Below are 20,314 nucleotides of genomic sequence, written 5' to 3' on the forward strand. Positions count from 1 at the left end.
GCACTCTCTCGCTATTTCTTCAATCCTTTCTTTTTCTGCCTTAATTTATTCAAAAAATCCATAAATCAATCAGTTGAATGCATTTCTCTTATAACCACTTATTTCGCAATAAAAAAATAGTGTGAACAATATCATTTTATTAATCATGTAAGTTGGACTTCATTGCCCAATATATGCTCAATATACCTTCATGAAAACGAATAATATAATAAGGGAACTCTATGCCTAAAAAACTGACCTCTGCGATCTTCATATCCTCACTTATTTATACCTTACCTTCATCGGCTCAAACCCTATCGGAACTGCCTTTGATGCCTTGGCCACAACAGGTTGAAGTTAAAAACAGCCAAGGTAAATGGATACTCAATAACGAAATAGATATCTCTGTAGAGGGTGATGAATTAAGTGATGCAACTGCCCGCTGGCGCGAAAGAATAGAGTTCCAAACAGGTTGGCAATTAACCCCTCATCAAGCTAAAAATGCTCAAGCGCCGATAAAAATTTTTATCGAGAAAAAAGTTCCTGAATTACCTTCGGCACAAATGGATGAAAGCTACCAACTCATCACTGATAATAATGGAGCCACAATTAAAGCAGCGACACGTTTTGGTACTATGCGTGGGATGGAAACCTTGCTACAACTGATCCAGACTGATGGTGAAAATACTTTTACGCCTTTAGTCACCATTAATGATAGCCCTCGTTTTGCTTGGCGTGGTGTGATGCTTGATTCAGCGCGACATTTTCTACCGATCAATGATATTTTACGCCAAATCGATGGTATGGCGGCCGCTAAATTAAACGTATTTCACTGGCACTTAACCGATGATCAAGGCTGGCGTTTCGAGTCACAACGCTATCCAAAGCTACAACAGCTAGCGAGTGATGGACAATACTACACCCAACAACAAATGCGCCAAGTTGTCGAATACGCGAAAGAAAAAGGTATTCGAGTTGTGCCTGAGATTGATTTTCCGGGGCATGCATCGGCGATTGCGGTGGCCTACCCTGAGCTGATCAGCGCTGCTGGGCCTTATCAAATGCAGCGTCACTGGGGTGTCCACCAACCGCTTCTTGACCCAACTAATGAACAAGTGTATCAATTCACTGATGCGCTAATTGGTGAATTAGCCGCCATCTTCCCTGATGAATACATTCATATTGGTGGCGATGAAGTTGACCCAACACAATGGAAAAACAACCCGTCAATTCAGGAGTTTATGAAGAAAAATGACCTGAAAGATACCCATGCTTTACAAGCCTATTTCAATCAGCGATTAGAACAAATTCTAACCAGCCACCAACGCAAAATGGTTGGCTGGGACGAAATTCAGCACCCGACACTGTCTAAAAATATCATGATCCAATCATGGCAAGGGCAAGACTCATTAGGCCATAGTGCACAAGAAGGGTTTCAAGGCTTACTATCAACAGGGTTCTACCTCGACCAATCACAAAGCGCGGCTTATCATTATCGAAACGAAGTACTACCTCGCCCATTTACTGTTGATGTGAATGTTAAACAAGGCGAGCAAGCACAGAATTGGCAGTTTGAAATTGAAAGGCTTAAAGGCAGCCCTGTTAAGGGTAGCTTTACACTAATTAAAGGCAGTGATGGTTGGAGAGGATTTATCGATTTCGCAGGGAAATCACGCCGAACCGTCTCTCATATCGAGTGGCTTTCACCAACTCAAGTCACTTTCTCAGTGGATACTTGGATGGGAGAAACCCGCCCTGTAGTCACATTAGGCAAAGGGACGCTTAGCGGCTACACCATTATTGGTAATGCACGCTACCCAACAACAGGCTCAAGTTTAGCTTCTATCCCTGAAGGTATTGCACCAACCACGCCTGATACTGATAAAATGAGCAATATTCGTGGTGGTGAAATTGCATTATGGGCAGAGAACATCCGAGCACCGATTATCGATGTGAAATTATGGCCGCGGGCTTTTGCCGTTTCTGAGCGTTTGTGGTCTGCACAGGATGTTAATAATGAAAATGACATGTATCGTCGCCTCAATGCAGCAGATACTTGGTCAACCGTTTCTGTGGGTTTACAACAACATGCCCAAACAGCGCGTGAATTTACTCGATTGGCGAATGGTACTGAGATAGAACCACTGCTGATCTTCGCTGAAGCTGTTGAACCAGCACATTATTACACCCGTCATCATTTAAAATTCAGAGAAAATCAATATCACCAATATGAGCCGCTCAATCGATTCGTCGATGCCTTGCCAGCTGAAAGCACGCAAGGTAGAGCATTCAAACAACATATTGATGCCTTAATTGCCAAGCCAAGTGATAAAACCAATCAGCAGTGGCTTGTTAATAAACTAACCCGTTGGCAAAACAATGTCCCTCAAGTCCAAGCGCTTATCAAGCAAAACGTTAATTTAGTGCGATTAGCCCCTGTAGCTGAAAATATGCAGCAATTATCAGCTATTGGCTTAGAACTTGTTGAACATTACAGCTCGAATAAACCACTAACGGAACAACGTAAGACTGTTATTTTCCAGCAACTAGAGAAAAGTGCGGTATTACAAGATGAAGTGGTGATTGCTATTGTTGAGCCGTTGGAAACCTTACTACGTCATATACCAACTCAAAAATAATGAAAAAGCCCCCCAATCGTCATATATTGGGGGGCTCAGACTGCTGACAAACGTATTTTGTTTGGCTGCGGTCGTTAAGGTTTTTGAAATAAACAAGGAAAATCAATTTATTGATTTTCGGCTGATAACACGAAGCGGGAAAAACCACGCTTTTATCCCGCTTCGTCAACAACCTCAGCCCCCCAATAGCCATACATTGGGGGCTAACAGTGACCTTAAAATGTCACTCTATTTTTTAGCGCGATCCGTCGCATCTGCTTCAACTTCTTTTTTCCATTCCCCTGATATTGGTGCAGAATTTTTCTTTGACTCAACAGCATTGTTGACTGCTTTATAAGCCTTATCATAACCCACTTCATCTTGTACATATCCAGTCGCTTTTGAGCGACTAATACCGATGCTGTCTGCCGCAGTGATCGCATCAATATTGGCACCAAGGAAAATGAAATCCCATTTGTCCTCCGTTTCCGCTGACTTGATCATCGATTTAATTTTTGATTGGCTGTATTTATGGCTACTATTTTCTTCACCATCAGTAATAATCACAAATAATACATTATTATTTTTGGTGATTTTTCTATTTTCTTGCATTTTAACAATCGTATCACCAACCGCATCCAGTAATGCCGTATTATTTCCGACTTTATAATCATCTAGCGTCAGATTTTTAACTTTATTAATTGGCTCTCTATTATGCAATAACGTTGTTTTATCATTAAATAAAACGGTTGTAATAAACACATCACCATTTTTATTACGGTTTTCAGTCAACACACTATTAAAGCCACCAATAGTATCCGATTCAAACCCTGACATTGAACCACTTTTATCAAGAATGAAAACCAAATCTAATACTTCTGGTTGTTTTTTTTCGGCAATAATTGATTCACTACTGGCCATTGTTGAAACCAATAGCAAAGCAGCCGTTAATGTGGCACCAAATAATGATTTTAACATTGCATTCATTTTATTTATCCCATAAATAAAATAGAGTTTATTTAGATACTATCATCCATTTATCTAAACTATTTCACATAAGAATTTTCCGGTTAAAATATAAGCATATTCTTAAAAAATAGAATAATTAAAAATATACATAATTAAAAAAGCCACATAATGTGGCTTTAATATTTAACTCAATAATGACTTATCGTGCCCAAACCCCATAACCTTGTAACTCACCGATTTGGCTAACGAAATTATTATACTTTTCATTCTCTGCAACAGGGCTAGAAGACGCACTGTTAGCATGTATTTGTACCAGTTCCATCATCAACTGATGAGCCTGCTGATTCAATTCGTCGTGAATATTCGTATCGTTAGTATTTTGTAGCGGTTTCAGCAATGCCAGCAGCTGCTCTGCTTTTGCTTGTAGCTCTGGATTAGCAAAATCGATCGCCGGAAGCTCATAGCTAAAAGACATATTTACCGTATCCTGAGTGGCTTCATCAGGCGTACTAGGAGAGATGTTTTCATCATATTCTTTAGCAATATACTGAACGAGCTCAGATTTATCAAAACACTTCGATTGGATATTGCCGACTGATTTTCGATCGCTTATCGTGATTGAATCAGGAAATGCTTCGCCAAGCGGATAATCGCATTTAAAGATATTAGCATCAATGACTGTTGCATTAGCGCTTCTCACCGCCATTTCTAATTCATGCCCATTAATCACCACTTCATACGTAGCAGGTTTAAAGCGATCAGCTTTCCCTTCCACGGCATAAGCTTCGGAGAGTGTATAATAAACATGGTTATCAGGGTTGATAATACCACCATTATTATTATCAAAAACCATAAATGAAAAGACGTCACCTTGGCTGTTTTCTAATTTATGTTTTCCCGCTGAAAGTTTAATAATATCGCGTTGACCGGGTAAAACCTCATAGGGCTTATCATCAACCTTAAATGAAATATTACTCGTGGTAGGATTACTATAATAGAACTCACCTTTTTGGCTCATAGGGTCAAAATCATCACAAGCCGAAAGCGCCAATATTGCGATGGCCGCCATTCCCCATTGGATATACTTAATTCTTTTTTTCATCAAAAAACCTTATTATTGCAATTATTACGAATAATATTCTTACTATTTTAATATTAATGGTGCTAACTTAACTTAAAGTTTGTCTGATATTACAAACAGTCGTTGGAACAATGTTATCCTACATGATCATATATAGAACACACCATGAATGATTATTTTTAAGGATAAATTATGATCACTCGCCTGTCAAAATCTCTATGTGTCTGTGCTGTCGCCTTATTTATTTCTCTAGCTGTATTTAATAATTTAACTGACTACGGCACTAACTTGACGTTTATTCAACATGTACTTTCCATGGACAGCATTTTTTCTAATGCAACGGTTAATTATCGAGCCATCAACTCGCCTTTATTTCATCACTTTGCTTATATCTGCATTATTATAATTGAAACCATTTGTGCATTAATCTGTTGGTATGGTGGGATCACGCTGCTGAGAAATCGCAAAAAAAACGCATTTGAGTTTAACCGCAGTAAAAAATGGGCCATAGCAGGGCTGACCCTTGCATTTCTATTGTGGCAAGTTGCTTTTATGTCTATTGGTGGCGAATGGTTTGCCATGTGGATGTCAAAAGAGTGGAATAGCATTCAAAATGCATTTCGCTTTTATGTCACCACTTTGTTGGTGCTGATTTATGTCGCTTTACGCGACGATGATGAATCGAACAACCAGCAATTATCCTTTTAATGTTTTTAATAACACCGTAAAGGCTGATTCCATCATTGGCGTTAATGTATGATTCGCTCTCATCAATGAGACAGTGCGGGTTAGCTCCGGTTGTTGTAACTGTAGCACCATTAATTCAGGGTCGCGTAAATGTGCGGTATACAGCTGGGGTAAAATCGCTACCGCCAATTTTGAACGAACTAAACCATATAAGGTTTCAATGTAATCAACTTGATAGCGTACATTAAGTTTTAAACGATGGCTTTCGATGGTCGCTAATACTAAGCGTTGAATATTGCCTTTGGAAAAAATAGCCACATCACGGCCATTTAGCATTTTCCAAGGGAGATGAAACCCTTCCGCTAACACATCTTGTCGGTGGATCACCGCCACAAACGGGTCATCTTGTAAGGCAAATAATTGTAATTCACGGGGCACAGAGCTATCTAGTACGCCAATACCAAAATCAATTTCATTATTCATTAACTGAGAAACTAATGAATCATTGGTTTTATCGTAAAACTCGACGTTGAGCCGAGGAAAATTGAGATTCAATTGAGTGGGAACATCAGGAAAAAGCAATGAGCTGACAGAAGGTACCAAGCCGATCCGCAACGTACCGTCCCCGCCTTCTTCCATTATTTGTTGAATATCACCAAAAGCACGTTGAGACACACTCAGCACCCGCTCTGCATGCGGTAAAATAGCCGAACCAAGCTCTGTCAATGATACGGAGGAAGCCGTACGGTTCACTAACTTGCCACCAATCACGGTTTCAATTTGGCGTAATGCACTACTTAATGCAGGCTGGCTGATCGCCAATCGGTTAGCCGTCTCCGTAAAATGACGCAAATGTGCCAATGTCACAAAATATTGGATTTGCTTTAACGTCAGCGCAGGTAGGCGTTGCCAAGGGTTTGTCATGATATCAATTTACACTTTTATACTCGTCATACTTCAAGTTGCAGCGCTGTTTGTTGAGGTATAAGTGGCTATGCTCACTCGTACCAATCACCGAGTTTTCTATGCTCCTAATGACTCGTTGACTTGTCACCTAGCGGCACCTCGCATTATTTAGAGTAAATTATGGTTAATAATGAATAAGGGCTATCAAAAACAAAAATAACACCATAATCCCAATCATTATAACTATTTCTTATGCTCTGATAAGTTTTATCATCTTGGCAAACGTTTGCGTTACTCATAAAGTAGAACTAAAGAATCATTTAATGATGGTGTTTTATGAGTATAACTAATTTCAGCCGACGCCGCGCGGTGCAAGCGGCAAAAGGAGAAGCTCCTTTTGATCTTCTTCTCACTCAAGCCAATATTGTCGATGTGGTGACAGGTGAAATTCGTGCCGCAGACATTGGTATTGTCGATTCATTAATTGCCAGCGTGCATCCAACGGGCAGTCGCCTTGATGCAAAAGAGATCCATAACCTTGATGGCTACTTTGTCTCGCCGGGCCTTATTGATACTCATGTCCATCTGGAAAGTTCGCATCTCCCCCCTATTCGTTACGCTGAAATTGTCCTCACTCAAGGTACAACCGCTGTATTTTGGGATCCTCATGAGTTAGCTAACGTGTTGGGCTTGGAGGGAGTGCGTTATGCCATTGAAGCAAGTCGTAATTTACCACTGCATGTTATGGTTGCTGCGCCTTCATCGGTACCGTCAACACCAGGGCTAGAGATGTCTGGCGCTGATTTTGCAGGCGACGAAATGTCAACTATGCTAAGTTGGCCTGAAGTCCATGGCGTTGCTGAAGTGATGGATATGTTCGGAGTATTACATGGCAGCGAACGTATGGAAGGTATTTTAAACGCAGGTTTAGCATCTGGAAAACTGATTGAAGGGCATGCCAGAGGGTTAAAAGGTGCCGATCTACAAGCTTACCTTGCCGCTGGTGTCACCTCTGATCACGAACTGACTTCTGCTGAAGATGCACTAGAGAAATTACGTGCAGGGTTAACACTCGAAATTCGTGGCTCTCATCCATACCTATTGCCAGATATTGTTGCTGAACTGCAAAAGCTGCCACATCTTTCATCTCAAATCACAGTGTGTACTGATGATGTTCCACCAGATGTATTAATTGAAAAAGGCGGGATCATCGCCCTACTCAACTTACTAATTGAACACGGTATGCAAGCCACCGATGTGTTGCGCTTTGCGACCTTAAATGCCGCAATCCGTCTACAACGCTCCGATCTTGGCCTAATTGCAGCGGGTCGCCGTGCTGATTTAGTCGTGTTTGATTCACTCAAAAAACTGCAAGCTCAACGTGTATATGTTGCAGGTGAGCACATCGCGCAAGATGGCAAATTATTTAAAGCACTAGCCACCGATCAAGATGTACTTCCTCCTCGAGAAACCATGCATTTATCACCAATCACCGCCAAAGAATGCACGCTGCAAATTAGCGATATCACCGAAGGAAGTGCACGTTTACGTCATATCAGTGGCGCTCGTTTTACACAGTGGGGAGAAGTTGATGTACAAATCCGTCATGGTGAAGTGCAGATCCCCGATGGCTTCAGTGTGATCCGTGTGCAACATCGTCATGGCCGCCATCAAGCTAAGCCACAAATTGCCCTATTAAAAGGTTGGGGCGAGCTACGTGGCGCAATTGCCACCAGCTATTCCCACGACTCACATAACCTCGTGGTACTCGGACGCAATGCGGATGATATGGCTCAAGCCGCTAATTTACTTATCGAAAGTGGTGGCGGAATGGCATTAGTACAAAATGGCGAAGTTCTTGCCCATGTCGCCATGCCAATTGCAGGTATGTTGTCCGATCTTCCAGCAGAGCAACTCGCAGAACAGTTCCGCCAATTACGTGAGCTCAGTGGCAAAATTGCCGATTGGGAGCCGCCATATCGCGTATTTAAAGCGATCGAAGGCACTTGCCTTGCATGCAATGCAGGCCCTCATTTGACAGATTTAGGGCTGACTGATGGCACAACGCGTGAAATTGTTGATGCCGTTATCACTGCCCATAACAACAATAATGACAGGAGAGCCAATTAATGGCTGACAACATGCTTAAAACGCCAACATCAGGGAGTTGGCTAGAAAAACGTTTTGCATTGCGCTCACGTGGTAGCACAGTCAGAACAGAATGCCTCGCAGGCATCACTGGCTTTCTTGCCGCTGCTTATTTACTGGTTGTGATACCCGGCCTACTCGCTGCGGGTGGAATGGATAAAGGTGCAGCAACCACAGGAACGATTATTGTTTTTGTGCTTGCCAGCCTATTGATGGCGTTCTACGCAAACTTACCTTTTGTGGTTGGGCCAGGGATCGGCGGCTCAGTGCTTGTCGGTATTACCTTAGCAGGCAGTGAAGGTATCGATTGGCAAATTGGTTTAGGTATTGCCTGCTGGTCTGGGATCTTATTTTTCCTGCTGACTAAATTTGGCTTGCGTGAAGTTGTCACACGCTCAGTTCCACAATCAATTAAACTCGGCTTAACGGCTTCTATTGGTTTATTTGTCGCCATCTTAGGCTTTCGTAACGCAGGCTTAGTATTAGCGAATCCCAAAACCAATGCATTAATGTTAGGCGATTTTCTATCACCGGGTGCCCTCGTCGCATTAGCTGGTTTCTTTTTAGCCATTGCATTGCAAGCTCGCCGCATACCGGGCTCAATTTTATGGGCAATCCTATTTGCCACTGTAATTGGCATTCCTTTTGGCGTCACCAAACTCCCTGATAGCTTTATTGGCATTCCTCATTCTGTTGCACCCGTTTTTGGTGAGGTTGATTTAATTGGCGCGCTAAACATCGCTTTCTTACCATTTTTATTCGTCTTTTTTGCCGCTGAATTCTTTTCTACGATGGGAACCACACTCGCAGTAGGTGGTGAGGCTGGCTTGCTAGATAAAGAAGGCAATATGCCAAATATCAACCGCCCTTTTATCGTTGACTCGATCGCGGCGGCATTAGGTCCTTGGGTAGGTATTCCTGCGGCAACGGCTTTAATTGAATCATCAGCGGCGGCAGAGGCTGGTGGTAAAACGGGTATGACAGCACTGGCTGCGGCGTTCATGTTCCTGTTAATGCTACTATTCACACCAATTGCACTGATGATCCCAGCTCAAGCGACTGCCCCAGCACTGATTTTAATTGGTCTGAATATGTTTAGCGGACTACGCAAAGTTGACCTTGCTAACTTTACCGATGGATTACCTGTTTTAATGATGGTAATGATCACCCTAATTGCTAACAGCTTTGGTACAGGTATTGCGGGCGGGTTACTGTTCTATATTTTGATTAAGGCCGTAGCAGGTAAATGGAGAGAAATCCCAATTAGTCTATGGGTGTTAGCAGTACCATTAGTCTATTATTTTTCTACCTTAGTTAAACACTAATCATCGAATAATAGTGCAATATTATCAAACGACAGCCAAGCATATATGCTTGGCTGTCATCATTTAAACCTTTATCAGAACTCTAATGGTAGCGCTTTATTACGCTACCATTTATCACTTAAACTCTACTTTTTTTCACTAATCACCATTTGAGAAGGTGCGCCAACCGCGACATAATCATCCACAAATTTAAGCTCCCCTGATTTAGGATCAACACTAAAACGTGTGATGTTGTCACTACGTTGATTCATGGTATAGAGATATTTGCCATTTGGCGATAACGTTAATGTTCTTGGATAATCACCACGTGTCCATGTTTGCGTTGGTTTACTCAACGAACCATCTTTATTAATATTAAAATGTGCGATGCTGTTATATAGGCGGTTACCCACATATAAATGTTGACCATTTTGGCTTTCGACAATCCCTGAAATAAAGTTGGTCCCTTTATAATTCTCAGGCAATGATGAAACTGTTGCCCCTTCTTGTAACGTGCCCTTTTGTTTATCAAATTGATATTGGGTTAACGTTGAAGCTTCTTCATTAACTAACCAAACGTGGCCATCAAGTTTGGAAAACACAAAATGGCGTGGCCCAGCTCCTTTAGAAGAAGCCATAATATAAGGCGGATCATTCGCAATTAATTTGCCATTTTTCTGATCTAACTTGTATTGATAAATACGATCAAGGCCAAGATCGGTTGTAAACACATATTTACCTGAAGGATCAGTGGCTATCATGTGTGCATGAGGGCCATTATGATCACTAATAGCGAAGCTACCTTCAACCGCAGCTTCAGGATAGGTCGCACCTGCTGGGCCTTCATGTTGAATTGTATCGCTTGCCGCCTGTAAACCACCATCCTCTTGGATAGGCAAAACAGACACGGCACCACTGTGATAGTTAGCAACTAATAAATAGCGTCCATCTGGTGTTAGTGATAAATAAACAGGACCATCACCGCCCGAAGAGACATTATTTATCGCTTGTAATGAACCATCAGCATTGATTTTCCATGCATGAACAGTCCCTTTTTCTGTTTCACTACCTGCATAAAGCACTTGGCCATTATGAGATAGCACCAACTGTGCTGCATTTGTTAGTGGCGCAGCCAGCACCTTATTGGTTAATTGGCCTGTTTGATTATCCATATCAAAACGATACACCCCTTCTCCATTAGGACTATAAGTGCCAACCCATGCAAACTGTGGTGCAGCCATCAAGGAGCTACTAGCAAACATGACTGATGCCGCCCAAATCGATAACTTTTTTGACATGATAAATTTCCTAATTAATCCGCAATGTGGAACTGCTTTTTCACTGTGAAATGTGAATATAAAATAACCATGTCAGACTAGCGAAATCACCAATAACTGTGCAGATACATTATTTCCATTTATTGATGGAAATAAGCCAGCAGCTAGAACTATGCATTTCCACTTAAGCAGGACTCCGTATTTACAACTGGCTTTTTAAACGATATTGAATTTTCGAATTAGCCTGAATAAAAAATTTGACTTTAGTGGACATTTCTTGTTTTGGGATGGAGATCGAGATTTTTAGCGAAACCGATCATTAATGGAGTGACATAAAAAGGCCGACAACAGATGTTGCCGGCTATTTAGATTAGATCAACGGTGGAATAGACGGTAAAATTGGCACTTCAATCACCGTAGGTCCTTCACGGTTAAATGCTTCTTTACATGCCGCTTTCACTTGCTCAACAGTTTCAGCCCTAATCGCCGAGCAACCATAGCCTTTCGCTAATGAAACAATATCAAGCCCTGGTATATCCAGACCCGGTACACCTGGAGTCTCTTCTAATACCGCAAACGATTTTAAAATCGCATATTCGCTGTTTTTAGGAATAACGAAAACAATTGGCAATTTCTGCTGCACTGCACTCCACAAACCTTGGATTGAATACTGCATCGAGCCATCACCAATCACCGCAACCACAGGACGATTGCGACCACTGTCTTTTTCACCTAGTGCAATACCAACACTTGCTGGTAAGTTCCAGCCTAAAGAACCGCTTGCAAAAGTGTAGAACGAATCAGGCTCTTCAATTGGCCACTCGCGATGTAACTCAGCTAAGTTAGATGGTGACTCTTCAACCAATACCGTTTCTTTTGGTGCAACGTCACGCAATGCACGGAACAGCTCCGCTGCACTCAATGTTGAAGAGTTAGTTGCAGGCTCTGCTGCTACTGGGTGTGGAGCCATATTATGTGCTTGCTTAGCCACTTGTGATCCGGCCGCTCTTGGTGCAACCAATTCAGTTAACCCCTCAACTGCAAGTACCGCATCGCTAAGTAAGCTATCACCAACAGGAGCACGACCAATCTCAACCGGATCATCAGTAATATGCAGTAAGCGCAATCCTTCAGGGATATAACTCCCTGCAACATAAGGATAATAACGGAAAACCGGCGCGCCAATCACCAACGCTAAATCATGACCTTCAAGTTTCTCTGAAAGTGATTTGATCGCAAATGGTAATCCTCCCGCATACAACGGATGTGTTTCAGGAAATGCAGGACGCTCAGATGCAGGTGCAGCCCAAACTGGAATATTCAATTTTTCCGCCAGTTTGATCCCCGCATCCCAACCTTGTCCGCGAGCAATTGCTGAACCATAAATAAGCACAGGATTTTTAGCCGCAGATAGTGCATCTGCAAATTCTTTCAAACGTGCTGGGTCATAACCAATACGCTGAGGTATAGAGCGAACTACTGCCTGCTCGTCTAGTGCAGGTTTGTCCCAATCATCCAATGGGATAGATAAAAATACTGGGCCTGCTGGTGGCTGCAACGCCATCGCATAAGCTCGCATAAATGCAGCAGGCACATCTTCAGCACGCGCAGGTTGATAGCTCCACTTCACCCATGGTTTTGGTAAAGTTTCTGGCTCAATATTGGTAAGCCATGGTTCCATAAGCAACATTTCGCGCGTTTGGTTACCCGCAGTAACGATGAGTGGTGTTCTGTTCATAAAAGCAGTGAGGATATTACTCATCGCATTACTTAGCCCAGCCGAAGTGTGGACGTTAACCATTGCCACTTTACGGGTTGATTGTGCGTATCCATCAGCAGCAGCAACCGCAGAAGCTTCTTGCAAGGTTTGGATATAGCGAAAGTCAGCCGGAAAATCTTTCAAAAAAGTTTCTTCGGTTGAGCCTGGGTTACCAAAAACGGTGGTGATATCTAACTCACGTAATAAATCAAATGTCACTTGGCGGATGGTCTTTTTCATCTAAAAACTCCAATAAGCAAATAATTATTGCGGCTCAATTAATGTAAATACACTAAAAACGCTGCCATGGTGGCAATGGATAATACGGTACTAAAAAAGAAGGTGGATGCCATTTCTTGTTCAGCAATTTTATATTGCATCGCTAATATCACGCTGATTGTCGCTGCGGGTAATGCAATTGTCATAATAGACAAGTCAGCTACAGTGCCCTTTATCGCCATCAATAGGCAAATACCTAGCGTAATAACTGGGACGATAATGTTTTTAGCAATTACCGATGTCAAGATAGTCAAATTAAACGTCACTTTTTGACTATAAAGAATAATCCCTGTTGAGAATAGCGCAATTCCTCCAGTCGTTGTGCCTAATAATTTTAATGACTTTAATATATTCTCAGGGATTTGAAAATCCAAAATTAAAATAACAAAAGCCAGTACAGGCATCCAAATAATAGGCTCTTTGAGCGTATTTTTTAGATTAGCGGCGATACTCACCTTTTCATTACCACCCTCTTTATTTGATGAGTAGGTGGACAATGAAAATAACGTAAATGGAACAAGAATTAAGTTAATTATAATTCCGCACAGAGAAACAGGGATCGAACTTAACTCACCATACAAGAAGCCTAAAACAGGAATACCAATAAAAGGCCCTGAAGGTGCAGCAACAGCCAACGCTTGCAGTGCGGCTATCGGCTTACTACGACGAAAAACAGAATGGGAAACCACAAATACAACAATGTAAGCACCCACCATACTGATAAATAAAACTAACGCCATATCACTTTGTTCTAACAACACAGAGCGCTTGACGCCTAACATCCCAGAAAATAAAGTTAATGGTAGTGCATACAACATAACCAAACGGTTTAAAACGGTACTTTGATCTGAGTTAAAATCTTTATGCCATGCTGCAAAATAACCTAGCGCTAAGGTAACAACAATAGGTAATAATGCAGATATGATTATCTCTAACATATCATCCCCAAAAAACAGATAGTAAATAAAAACAAAGCTCTGTTATTACACCTTTGAGAATAACAAAAATTAGTGACAAAATAAAAACAGCCAAAAGATAAAACAATTTTAATGTCAATCTTAAATTGATTACCATTAGTATTAAAAACATTTAAATTCAAGTGCATTTAAAATCAACCATCCTAAAAAGACAGTGAAAACACACTTAAAATTGACAACAATCAAAATAAAGTAACGAGCTTTGAATTTAATAGTTTGATTAATATTTATTTAATAAAGGTAACAAAATAAAAATAATTAACAATTTAAATACATATGTTTTCTTTTAGCATATTTAATTCTAGTTTAATAAGAAAATATAACTAACACCTATTAATTTAAAAATTAATAAACTCTCTTTTTTGCTTACTGAACTGTTTTGGCGGATTCGACATAAAGACCACTGATAATAAAATAATCACTAAATAACAAATAAAACCAATCATCCAAATCCAACCATCCCAAATTGGTAATGTATGATTATAGATTAATGCAAACAACAGTGGACCAATAACTCCAGTCGCATTGGTTAAACTCACTAATAAACCTTGTAGTACCCCTTGTTGCTGGCTACTCACTTGGATGGACATCAGCCCTTGCAATGCTGGTAATGCAATACCCCCACCTGCTAACAATATTAAAATGGGGAACACTAACCAACCTTCAGAGATAATCGCTAGCAAGGAAAAAGCACTGCTATCAACAATAAACCCAACAATTATCGCCGTTTTCTCTCCCCATTTTGTCGCAATACGTCCAGCGACAAAAGCTTGAAATAGCGCATGTAAACAACCGAGCCCCGCCAATGAGAAACCGACCATCACACTGCCCCATGCAAAACGGTTTTCAGTAAACAATACCCATACCGTTGCTGGGATCTGACCAATTAACTGCGCTGAGAAATAAATAATTAATAAAATTGGCATACTTTTTATTAACGTCATGTATACCGAGTTTGGTTTTTCATTCACTTCCACATCAATAGCAGCGCCTTCTGCTGCTTGGCGAGTTTCATCAAACCAGCGCATCACCGCAAAAAAAATAATGATATTCAAAAATGCAGCAATAAAAAATGGACTATGAGGAGAGATAGAACCTGCAAACCCACCAATAATTGGACCTGCAATTAAACCCACACCAAAACTAGCGCCTAGTCGTCCAAACCATTTAACTCGTTCTGAATCCAATGTGGTATCCGCTATCACCGAGGCAGCAACTGCCCCAGTGGCGCCAGTGATCCCAGAAAGCAATCGTCCTAAATACAGCATCCAAAGTGCACTCGAAAATGCTAATAATAAATAATCCAGCGACGCGCCAATTAATGACAACAATAAAATAGGTCTGCGCCCAAAACGGTCTGACATTTTGCCTAACCACGGCGCAAAAACGACCTGCATCAACGCATACAGCGCCAACAGTACACCAAAATGGTTAGCAATATTTTCAGTTGTAATAAATTCACGTAATAACGTTGGTAGAACTGGCATTATTAAGCCAATCCCCATGGCATCTAGCAAAGTGATCACTAATGCAATACTTGTCGATCTGTTCATCCTGCAATTCTCTCTATCAATGATAGGGAGTGGTAAAGTAACTCTATCAATGATAGAGTGTCAACCATTAAATAGGAGTCGACGATGGCAAGACTAGATAAAAGCAAAGTGATTAGTAGCGCGTTAGAACTACTCAATGAAGTCGGAATGGATGGCTTAACCACAAGAAAACTGGCACAAAAATTGGGTGTTGAGCAGCCGACACTGTATTGGCATGTCAAAAACAAGCGCGCTTTACTGGATGCATTAGCGGTTGAAATGTTAGATCAACACCATACGCATTTTTGCCCTTTAGAAGGTGAGTGTTGGCAGGACTTTTTGCGTAATAATGCAAAAAGTTTTCGACGAGCGCTATTAAGCTATCGGGATGGTGCAAAAGTGCATTTAGGCACTCGACCAACTGAAAAACAATATCAAACCATTGAAAATCAGCTCGCCTTTTTATGTCAGCAAGGCTTCTCTTTAGAGCATGCCTTATACGCTCTTAGTACAATTGGCCATTTCACACTAGGTTGTGTGTTAGAAGATCAAGAGCATCAATCCGCTAAAGAGCAACGTGAAAACTCAGATACAGGTCTGACACCGCCATTACTGCAACAAGCCATTTCCCTACTTGATAGCCAAGGTGCTGAACCTGCTTTCTTATTTGGCCTCGAAATGATCATTCATGGTTTAGAGAAACAACTCTTAGCCGAGTAACAAAATAAAGGAAATAGCTAATAGTTTTACGTTCTACTTCACAGTTCTTTAAATTAACAGATCAACCTGACAGCCACTAAACCAGCACATTAGTCATGTTTATTATTTATTCAATCGGTTCATCAATATGCCATGAGAAATATAGCATAACCCGCATTACGATTAGGCTTATCGATTTAAATGACAGGATAAAACTTCAATTAATTAAGTAAAATGAAACAAACACAATCCGCTTAAATTATACCTCTATTAACCAAAGGTTATGGATACTCGAACAAAACTCATTGTTAAAAAATGGTTAAGCAAAGTAATTTCATTTTTCACTAATGTTAAATTGTTATAGTGAAAAATCTGGTAAACTACTTGAGGTAAAATAATGATCTTGGATGCCAGTTATACATTATTAGTCGCTTGTGTCGCGCTATTGATTGGGATGTTTGTAGTTAAATTTACCCCATTTCTACAAAAAAACCACATTCCTGAAGCCGTCGTTGGGGGCTTTATTGTTGCTATTATTTTGTTAATTGTCGATAAAACATCAGGCTACACTTTTACATTCGATTCTTCATTACAAAGCTTATTAATGATCGCTTTTTTCTCTTCAATTGGATTAAGCTCCGATTTCTCGCGATTAATTAAAGGCGGAAAACCGCTTGTTTTATTAACCATCGCTGTCACTATTTTGATCGCAATTCAAAATACCGTGGGGATGGGAATGGCAGTAATGATGAATGAAAATCCCTTCATTGGTTTAATTGCTGGCTCAATTACACTGACAGGTGGTCATGGTAATGCGGGAGCTTGGGGGCCAATACTTGCCGATAAATATGGCGTCGAGGGTGCAGTAGAGCTTGCAATGGCTTGTGCTACACTTGGTTTAGTATTAGGCGGTCTTGTTGGTGGTCCGGTTGCGCGACATTTATTAAAGAAAGTCACAATTCCCAAAACGACAGAGCAAGAACGCGATACCATTGTTGAAGCCTTCGAACAGCCAAGTGTTAAAAGAAAAATTAACGCTAACAATGTTATCGAAACCATTTCAATGCTGATTATCTGTATCGTTGTTGGTGGCTATATCAGCACATTATTTAAAGATACCGTATTGCAATTACCCACTTTTGTATGGTGTTTATTTGTTGGTATTATTATCCGCAATACCTTGGCTCATGTATTTAAACACGAAGTCTTTGAACCCACCGTTGACGTATTAGGTAGCGTTGCTTTGTCACTATTTTTAGCAATGGCGCTAATGTCATTAAAATTTGGTCAACTCGCCAGTATGGCAGGCCCAGTATTGATTATTATTGCGGTACAAACAGTAGTTATGGTGTTATTTGCTTGCTTTGTTACCTTCAAGATGATGGGTAAAGACTATGATGCCGTGGTTATTAGTGCAGGGCATTGTGGGTTTGGTATGGGAGCTACGCCAACTGCTATTGCTAATATGCAAACAGTCACCAAAGCATTTGCACCATCACATAAAGCCTTCCTCGTTGTACCAATGGTTGGCGCTTTTATCGTTGATATATCGAATAGCATTATAATTAAAATATTTATTGAGATTGGAGCCTATTTTAGCTAGCCCTTCTCTCTTGGTGTATATCTCATCAACATGAGATATACACTGAGCGACTTCACAACTGAAAATCTGGAATCACACTATTTCCCCCAATAAAACCATCCTAAAAGATGAATATTGAGCTGTATGCCTGAATATTTTTCAGTTATTCGCTAGAATAGCGTTTGAGATAAAAAATTAAGGCTCATGGAATGAAATTACGACATCTTGATATCTTTTATGCGGTAATGACCTGTGGCTCGCTAACTCGTGCTGCGGAGGTTTTACACATATCTCAACCAGCAGCAAGTAAAGCTCTTAAACATGCCGAGCAGCAATTGGGATTAGTATTATTTCAGCGGATCCGAGGAAAATTATTACCCACCGATGAAGCACTTTTATTGTTTGATGAAGCTAAAGAAGTATACCGAAATTTAGATCGCCTACGAATTTTGGCACAAAATTTATCTAAGAACCCACAGGGTAAATTAGCGATTGGTTGCTTACCAAGCCTTGGGTTAAACTTAGTGCCTGAAGTGACTGCGCAGTTTATTAAAAAACATCCCAATATTAAATTAACCATTGGTACTCACCACACCGTCGATATTCTGCAATTATTAACGCAACAAGATTTAGATATTGGTATCGGTTTTAACCTTGCCATTGAAGGCGGCATCACAGTATTACCAATCGCTGAAATTCCATTGGTTTATGTTGATACCCAAAAACATCAAGGCCCCATTTCACTCGCTGATATTGATCAAGATCGCTGGATCCACCCAGGATCAGATTCATTATCTCAATTGTTACAGCAATATCATGAGTTCTCTGTTTCAAATATTAGTGTGCATACCTATCATATGGCCGCGGAATTTGTTCAAGCCGGTTTAGGCTGTAGTATCACAGATATTTTTTCAGCTGAACATACATTGCCAAAATCGATGATTTACCCCCTCAAAGAGAACCTGCGTTTAGCAGTTTCTGTATTCCACCGTGCTGATAGGCCATTAACAAAAGCGGCACAAAACTATGTAAACACCTTGTCACAGACCCTCGAAAAAAGAAATAAAGGAGTTAACCAAAAGTTATACTCTGGCAATGAAAACTCAATTGTTTAGTTAACTCATTCGCCGTTAAATAATAACTCTTCCGTTATTATTAGCTGCGAATACTTTAAGCACAGCTAAGCGGTAAGTCGATGAATGGCTAACGCCAAAAAGCGTAGCCACCATTCCTCAACCTAAGCTGCAACTTGAAGTATGACGAGTGAATTACGATGAAAAAACATGTGGTGGTTATTGGTGCAGGCGTTATCGGTCTTAGTACCGCATATGCGTTAATAAAAGCAGGTCATGCAGTCACTTTATTAGAATCAGAATCCGATGTGGGCATGCAAACCAGTTTTGCCAACGGTGGTCAACTCAGCTACCGCTATGTATCCCCTTTAGCTGATGCAGGTGTGCCACTACAAGGTTTAAGTTGGATGGGGAAAAATGATTCACCACTTAATTTAAAAATACAGTTCTCCCTTCAGCAATGGGCTTGGTTAACGCAATTTACATTAGCTTGTAACCGAAAAACCAATAAAATTAATGGTGCCCACCAATTAAGGCTATCATTATTAAGCCAAAAAATAATGAACGCTTGGCGCACCAGCGGTGATATTGGTGATTTTGCTTGGGAAAAATCAGGTAAATTAATCATTCATCGTGACCAGAAAAGCTTTAATAAAGCCTGTGAAACAGTCGATAATCAATTTCAACAAATATTAACTGCCGATGAAATTAGTGCTCTCGAGCCTTCACTCAAAAATATTCAGTCACAGTTAGTTGGGGCAATTTATGCTCCCGATGATGAAAGTGCAGACTGTTACTTATTTTGTAAAAACCTACTGCAATATTTATCTACACAGGCTGATTTTAAATTATGCTTACAACACTCCGTGATTTCATTTATTAAACAGCAAAATAATATCACTGGTGTCGTGACTAATCAGGGAAACATTTCAGCTGATGATGTGATTGTATGTGCAGGTAATGGTAGCCGCCAATTATTACAACCATTAGGTATTAATATCCCAATGCTAGGGCTAAAAGGTTATAGCCTTTCTATTCCTTATCCTGAACAACCGCATGTTGTACCCAAGGTGAATGTCACTGATTATGGCAATAAAATTGTCTATGCAAAACTCAATCAACAGTTACGTGTCGCTGCTATGGTTGATATTGGTTATGATAAATTTGGCTTACGTGATAACCGAATTGTTGCACTAAAAAATATTATCAAAAAAACTTTCCCTAGCTTAAAGAGCATTGATAATGCTGAAACATGGTGTGGTTTGCGCCCATCAACACCGAAAGGGCCACCAATGTTAGGCAAAACTGAATACAACAATCTTTGGTTGAATATTGGTCATGGTAGTTTAGGATTCACATTAGCAGCCGGCAGTGCTGTAATACTCAGCCAGCTAGTCACAGGGCAAAATTCGCCAATTTCTTTAACTGGATTAACGAGATAACT

The 20,314-nt window shown here is 40.6% G+C and carries 15 protein-coding genes; 8 read left to right on the plus strand and 7 right to left on the minus strand.

Annotated elements, in window-relative coordinates; all coding sequences use genetic code 11:
• The first annotated feature begins 221 nt into the window (after positions 1–221).
• Positions 222–2,618, plus strand: a complete 2,397-nt coding sequence (locus tag AC3Z9T_RS08930; protein ID WP_490125838.1) for a beta-N-acetylhexosaminidase — start codon at positions 222–224, stop codon at positions 2,616–2,618.
• Between the two features lie 228 nt (positions 2,619–2,846).
• On the opposite strand, the gene AC3Z9T_RS08935 is transcribed toward AC3Z9T_RS08930, so the two are convergent.
• Both AC3Z9T_RS08935 and AC3Z9T_RS08940 read right to left on the minus strand, forming a co-directional pair.
• Positions 2,847–3,584 (minus strand): vWA domain-containing protein, encoded by a 738-nt coding sequence (locus AC3Z9T_RS08935; RefSeq protein WP_490125839.1) that lies wholly within the window; start codon positions 3,582–3,584, stop codon positions 2,847–2,849.
• Between the two features lie 181 nt (positions 3,585–3,765).
• Entirely contained in the window at positions 3,766–4,668 is a 903-nt protein-coding gene (locus tag AC3Z9T_RS08940; protein WP_490125840.1) for a hypothetical protein, read from the minus strand.
• Between the two features lie 171 nt (positions 4,669–4,839).
• On the opposite strand from AC3Z9T_RS08940, the gene AC3Z9T_RS08945 reads away from it, so the two are divergent.
• Positions 4,840–5,355 (plus strand): DUF2165 family protein, encoded by a 516-nt coding sequence (locus AC3Z9T_RS08945; RefSeq protein ID WP_490125841.1) that lies wholly within the window; start codon positions 4,840–4,842, stop codon positions 5,353–5,355.
• Here AC3Z9T_RS08945 and AC3Z9T_RS08950 read toward each other — a convergent pair.
• On the minus strand, positions 5,344–6,258 hold the full coding sequence (locus AC3Z9T_RS08950; RefSeq protein ID WP_490125842.1) for a LysR family transcriptional regulator: 915 nt from the start codon (positions 6,256–6,258) through the stop codon (positions 5,344–5,346). The genes AC3Z9T_RS08945 and AC3Z9T_RS08950 overlap by 12 nt on opposite strands.
• Before the next feature lie 318 nt (positions 6,259–6,576).
• Between AC3Z9T_RS08950 and AC3Z9T_RS08955 the strand changes: the two genes are divergently transcribed.
• Together AC3Z9T_RS08955 and AC3Z9T_RS08960 are read left to right on the plus strand one after the other, a co-directional pair.
• Complete coding sequence (locus AC3Z9T_RS08955; protein WP_490125843.1) at positions 6,577–8,370, plus strand: adenine deaminase; 1,794 nt, start codon at positions 6,577–6,579, stop codon at positions 8,368–8,370.
• Complete coding sequence (locus tag AC3Z9T_RS08960; RefSeq protein ID WP_490125844.1) at positions 8,370–9,713, plus strand: NCS2 family permease; 1,344 nt, start codon at positions 8,370–8,372, stop codon at positions 9,711–9,713. The genes AC3Z9T_RS08955 and AC3Z9T_RS08960 overlap by 1 nt, the downstream gene beginning before the upstream one ends.
• A gap of 125 nt (positions 9,714–9,838) precedes the next feature.
• Here AC3Z9T_RS08960 and AC3Z9T_RS08965 read toward each other — a convergent pair whose 3' ends face one another.
• The 4 genes from AC3Z9T_RS08965 to tet form a co-directional block, all read right to left on the minus strand.
• The gene (locus AC3Z9T_RS08965) at positions 9,839–10,990 is read right to left on the minus strand and encodes a lactonase family protein (protein WP_490125845.1); all 1,152 of its coding nucleotides are present in this window, start codon (positions 10,988–10,990) and stop codon (positions 9,839–9,841) included.
• A gap of 349 nt (positions 10,991–11,339) precedes the next feature.
• Positions 11,340–12,968 carry a benzoylformate decarboxylase gene (mdlC, locus tag AC3Z9T_RS08970; protein WP_490125846.1) on the minus strand — a complete coding sequence of 543 codons (1,629 nt, stop codon included), beginning with the start codon at positions 12,966–12,968 and terminating at the stop codon, positions 11,340–11,342.
• 38 nt (positions 12,969–13,006) lie between these two features.
• A complete protein-coding gene (locus AC3Z9T_RS08975; protein ID WP_490125847.1) occupies positions 13,007–13,945 on the minus strand; it encodes an AEC family transporter in 939 nt (312 codons plus the stop codon).
• A gap of 377 nt (positions 13,946–14,322) precedes the next feature.
• On the minus strand, positions 14,323–15,537 hold the full coding sequence (gene tet / locus AC3Z9T_RS08980; protein ID WP_490125848.1) for a Tet(A)/Tet(B)/Tet(C) family tetracycline efflux MFS transporter: 1,215 nt from the start codon (positions 15,535–15,537) through the stop codon (positions 14,323–14,325).
• An 84-nt stretch (positions 15,538–15,621) separates the two neighbouring features.
• Between tet and tetR the strand changes: the two genes are divergently transcribed.
• The 4 genes from tetR to AC3Z9T_RS09000 all read left to right on the plus strand — a co-directional run bounded on the left by tetR (position 15,622) and on the right by AC3Z9T_RS09000 (position 20,312).
• Complete coding sequence (tetR, locus tag AC3Z9T_RS08985) at positions 15,622–16,236, plus strand: tetracycline resistance transcriptional repressor TetR (protein ID WP_490125849.1); 615 nt, start codon at positions 15,622–15,624, stop codon at positions 16,234–16,236.
• A gap of 376 nt (positions 16,237–16,612) precedes the next feature.
• Positions 16,613–17,818, plus strand: coding sequence for a sodium/glutamate symporter (gene gltS, locus AC3Z9T_RS08990; protein WP_490125850.1), 1,206 nt, complete (start codon positions 16,613–16,615; stop codon positions 17,816–17,818).
• A gap of 188 nt (positions 17,819–18,006) precedes the next feature.
• The gene (locus AC3Z9T_RS08995) at positions 18,007–18,912 is read left to right on the plus strand and encodes a LysR family transcriptional regulator (protein ID WP_490125851.1); all 906 of its coding nucleotides are present in this window, start codon (positions 18,007–18,009) and stop codon (positions 18,910–18,912) included.
• 158 nt (positions 18,913–19,070) lie between these two features.
• Positions 19,071–20,312 (plus strand): D-amino acid dehydrogenase, encoded by a 1,242-nt coding sequence (locus tag AC3Z9T_RS09000; protein WP_490125852.1) that lies wholly within the window; start codon positions 19,071–19,073, stop codon positions 20,310–20,312.
• The last annotated feature ends 2 nt before the right edge of the window (positions 20,313–20,314 follow it).

The organism is Providencia sp. 6390 (assembly GCF_058148425.1).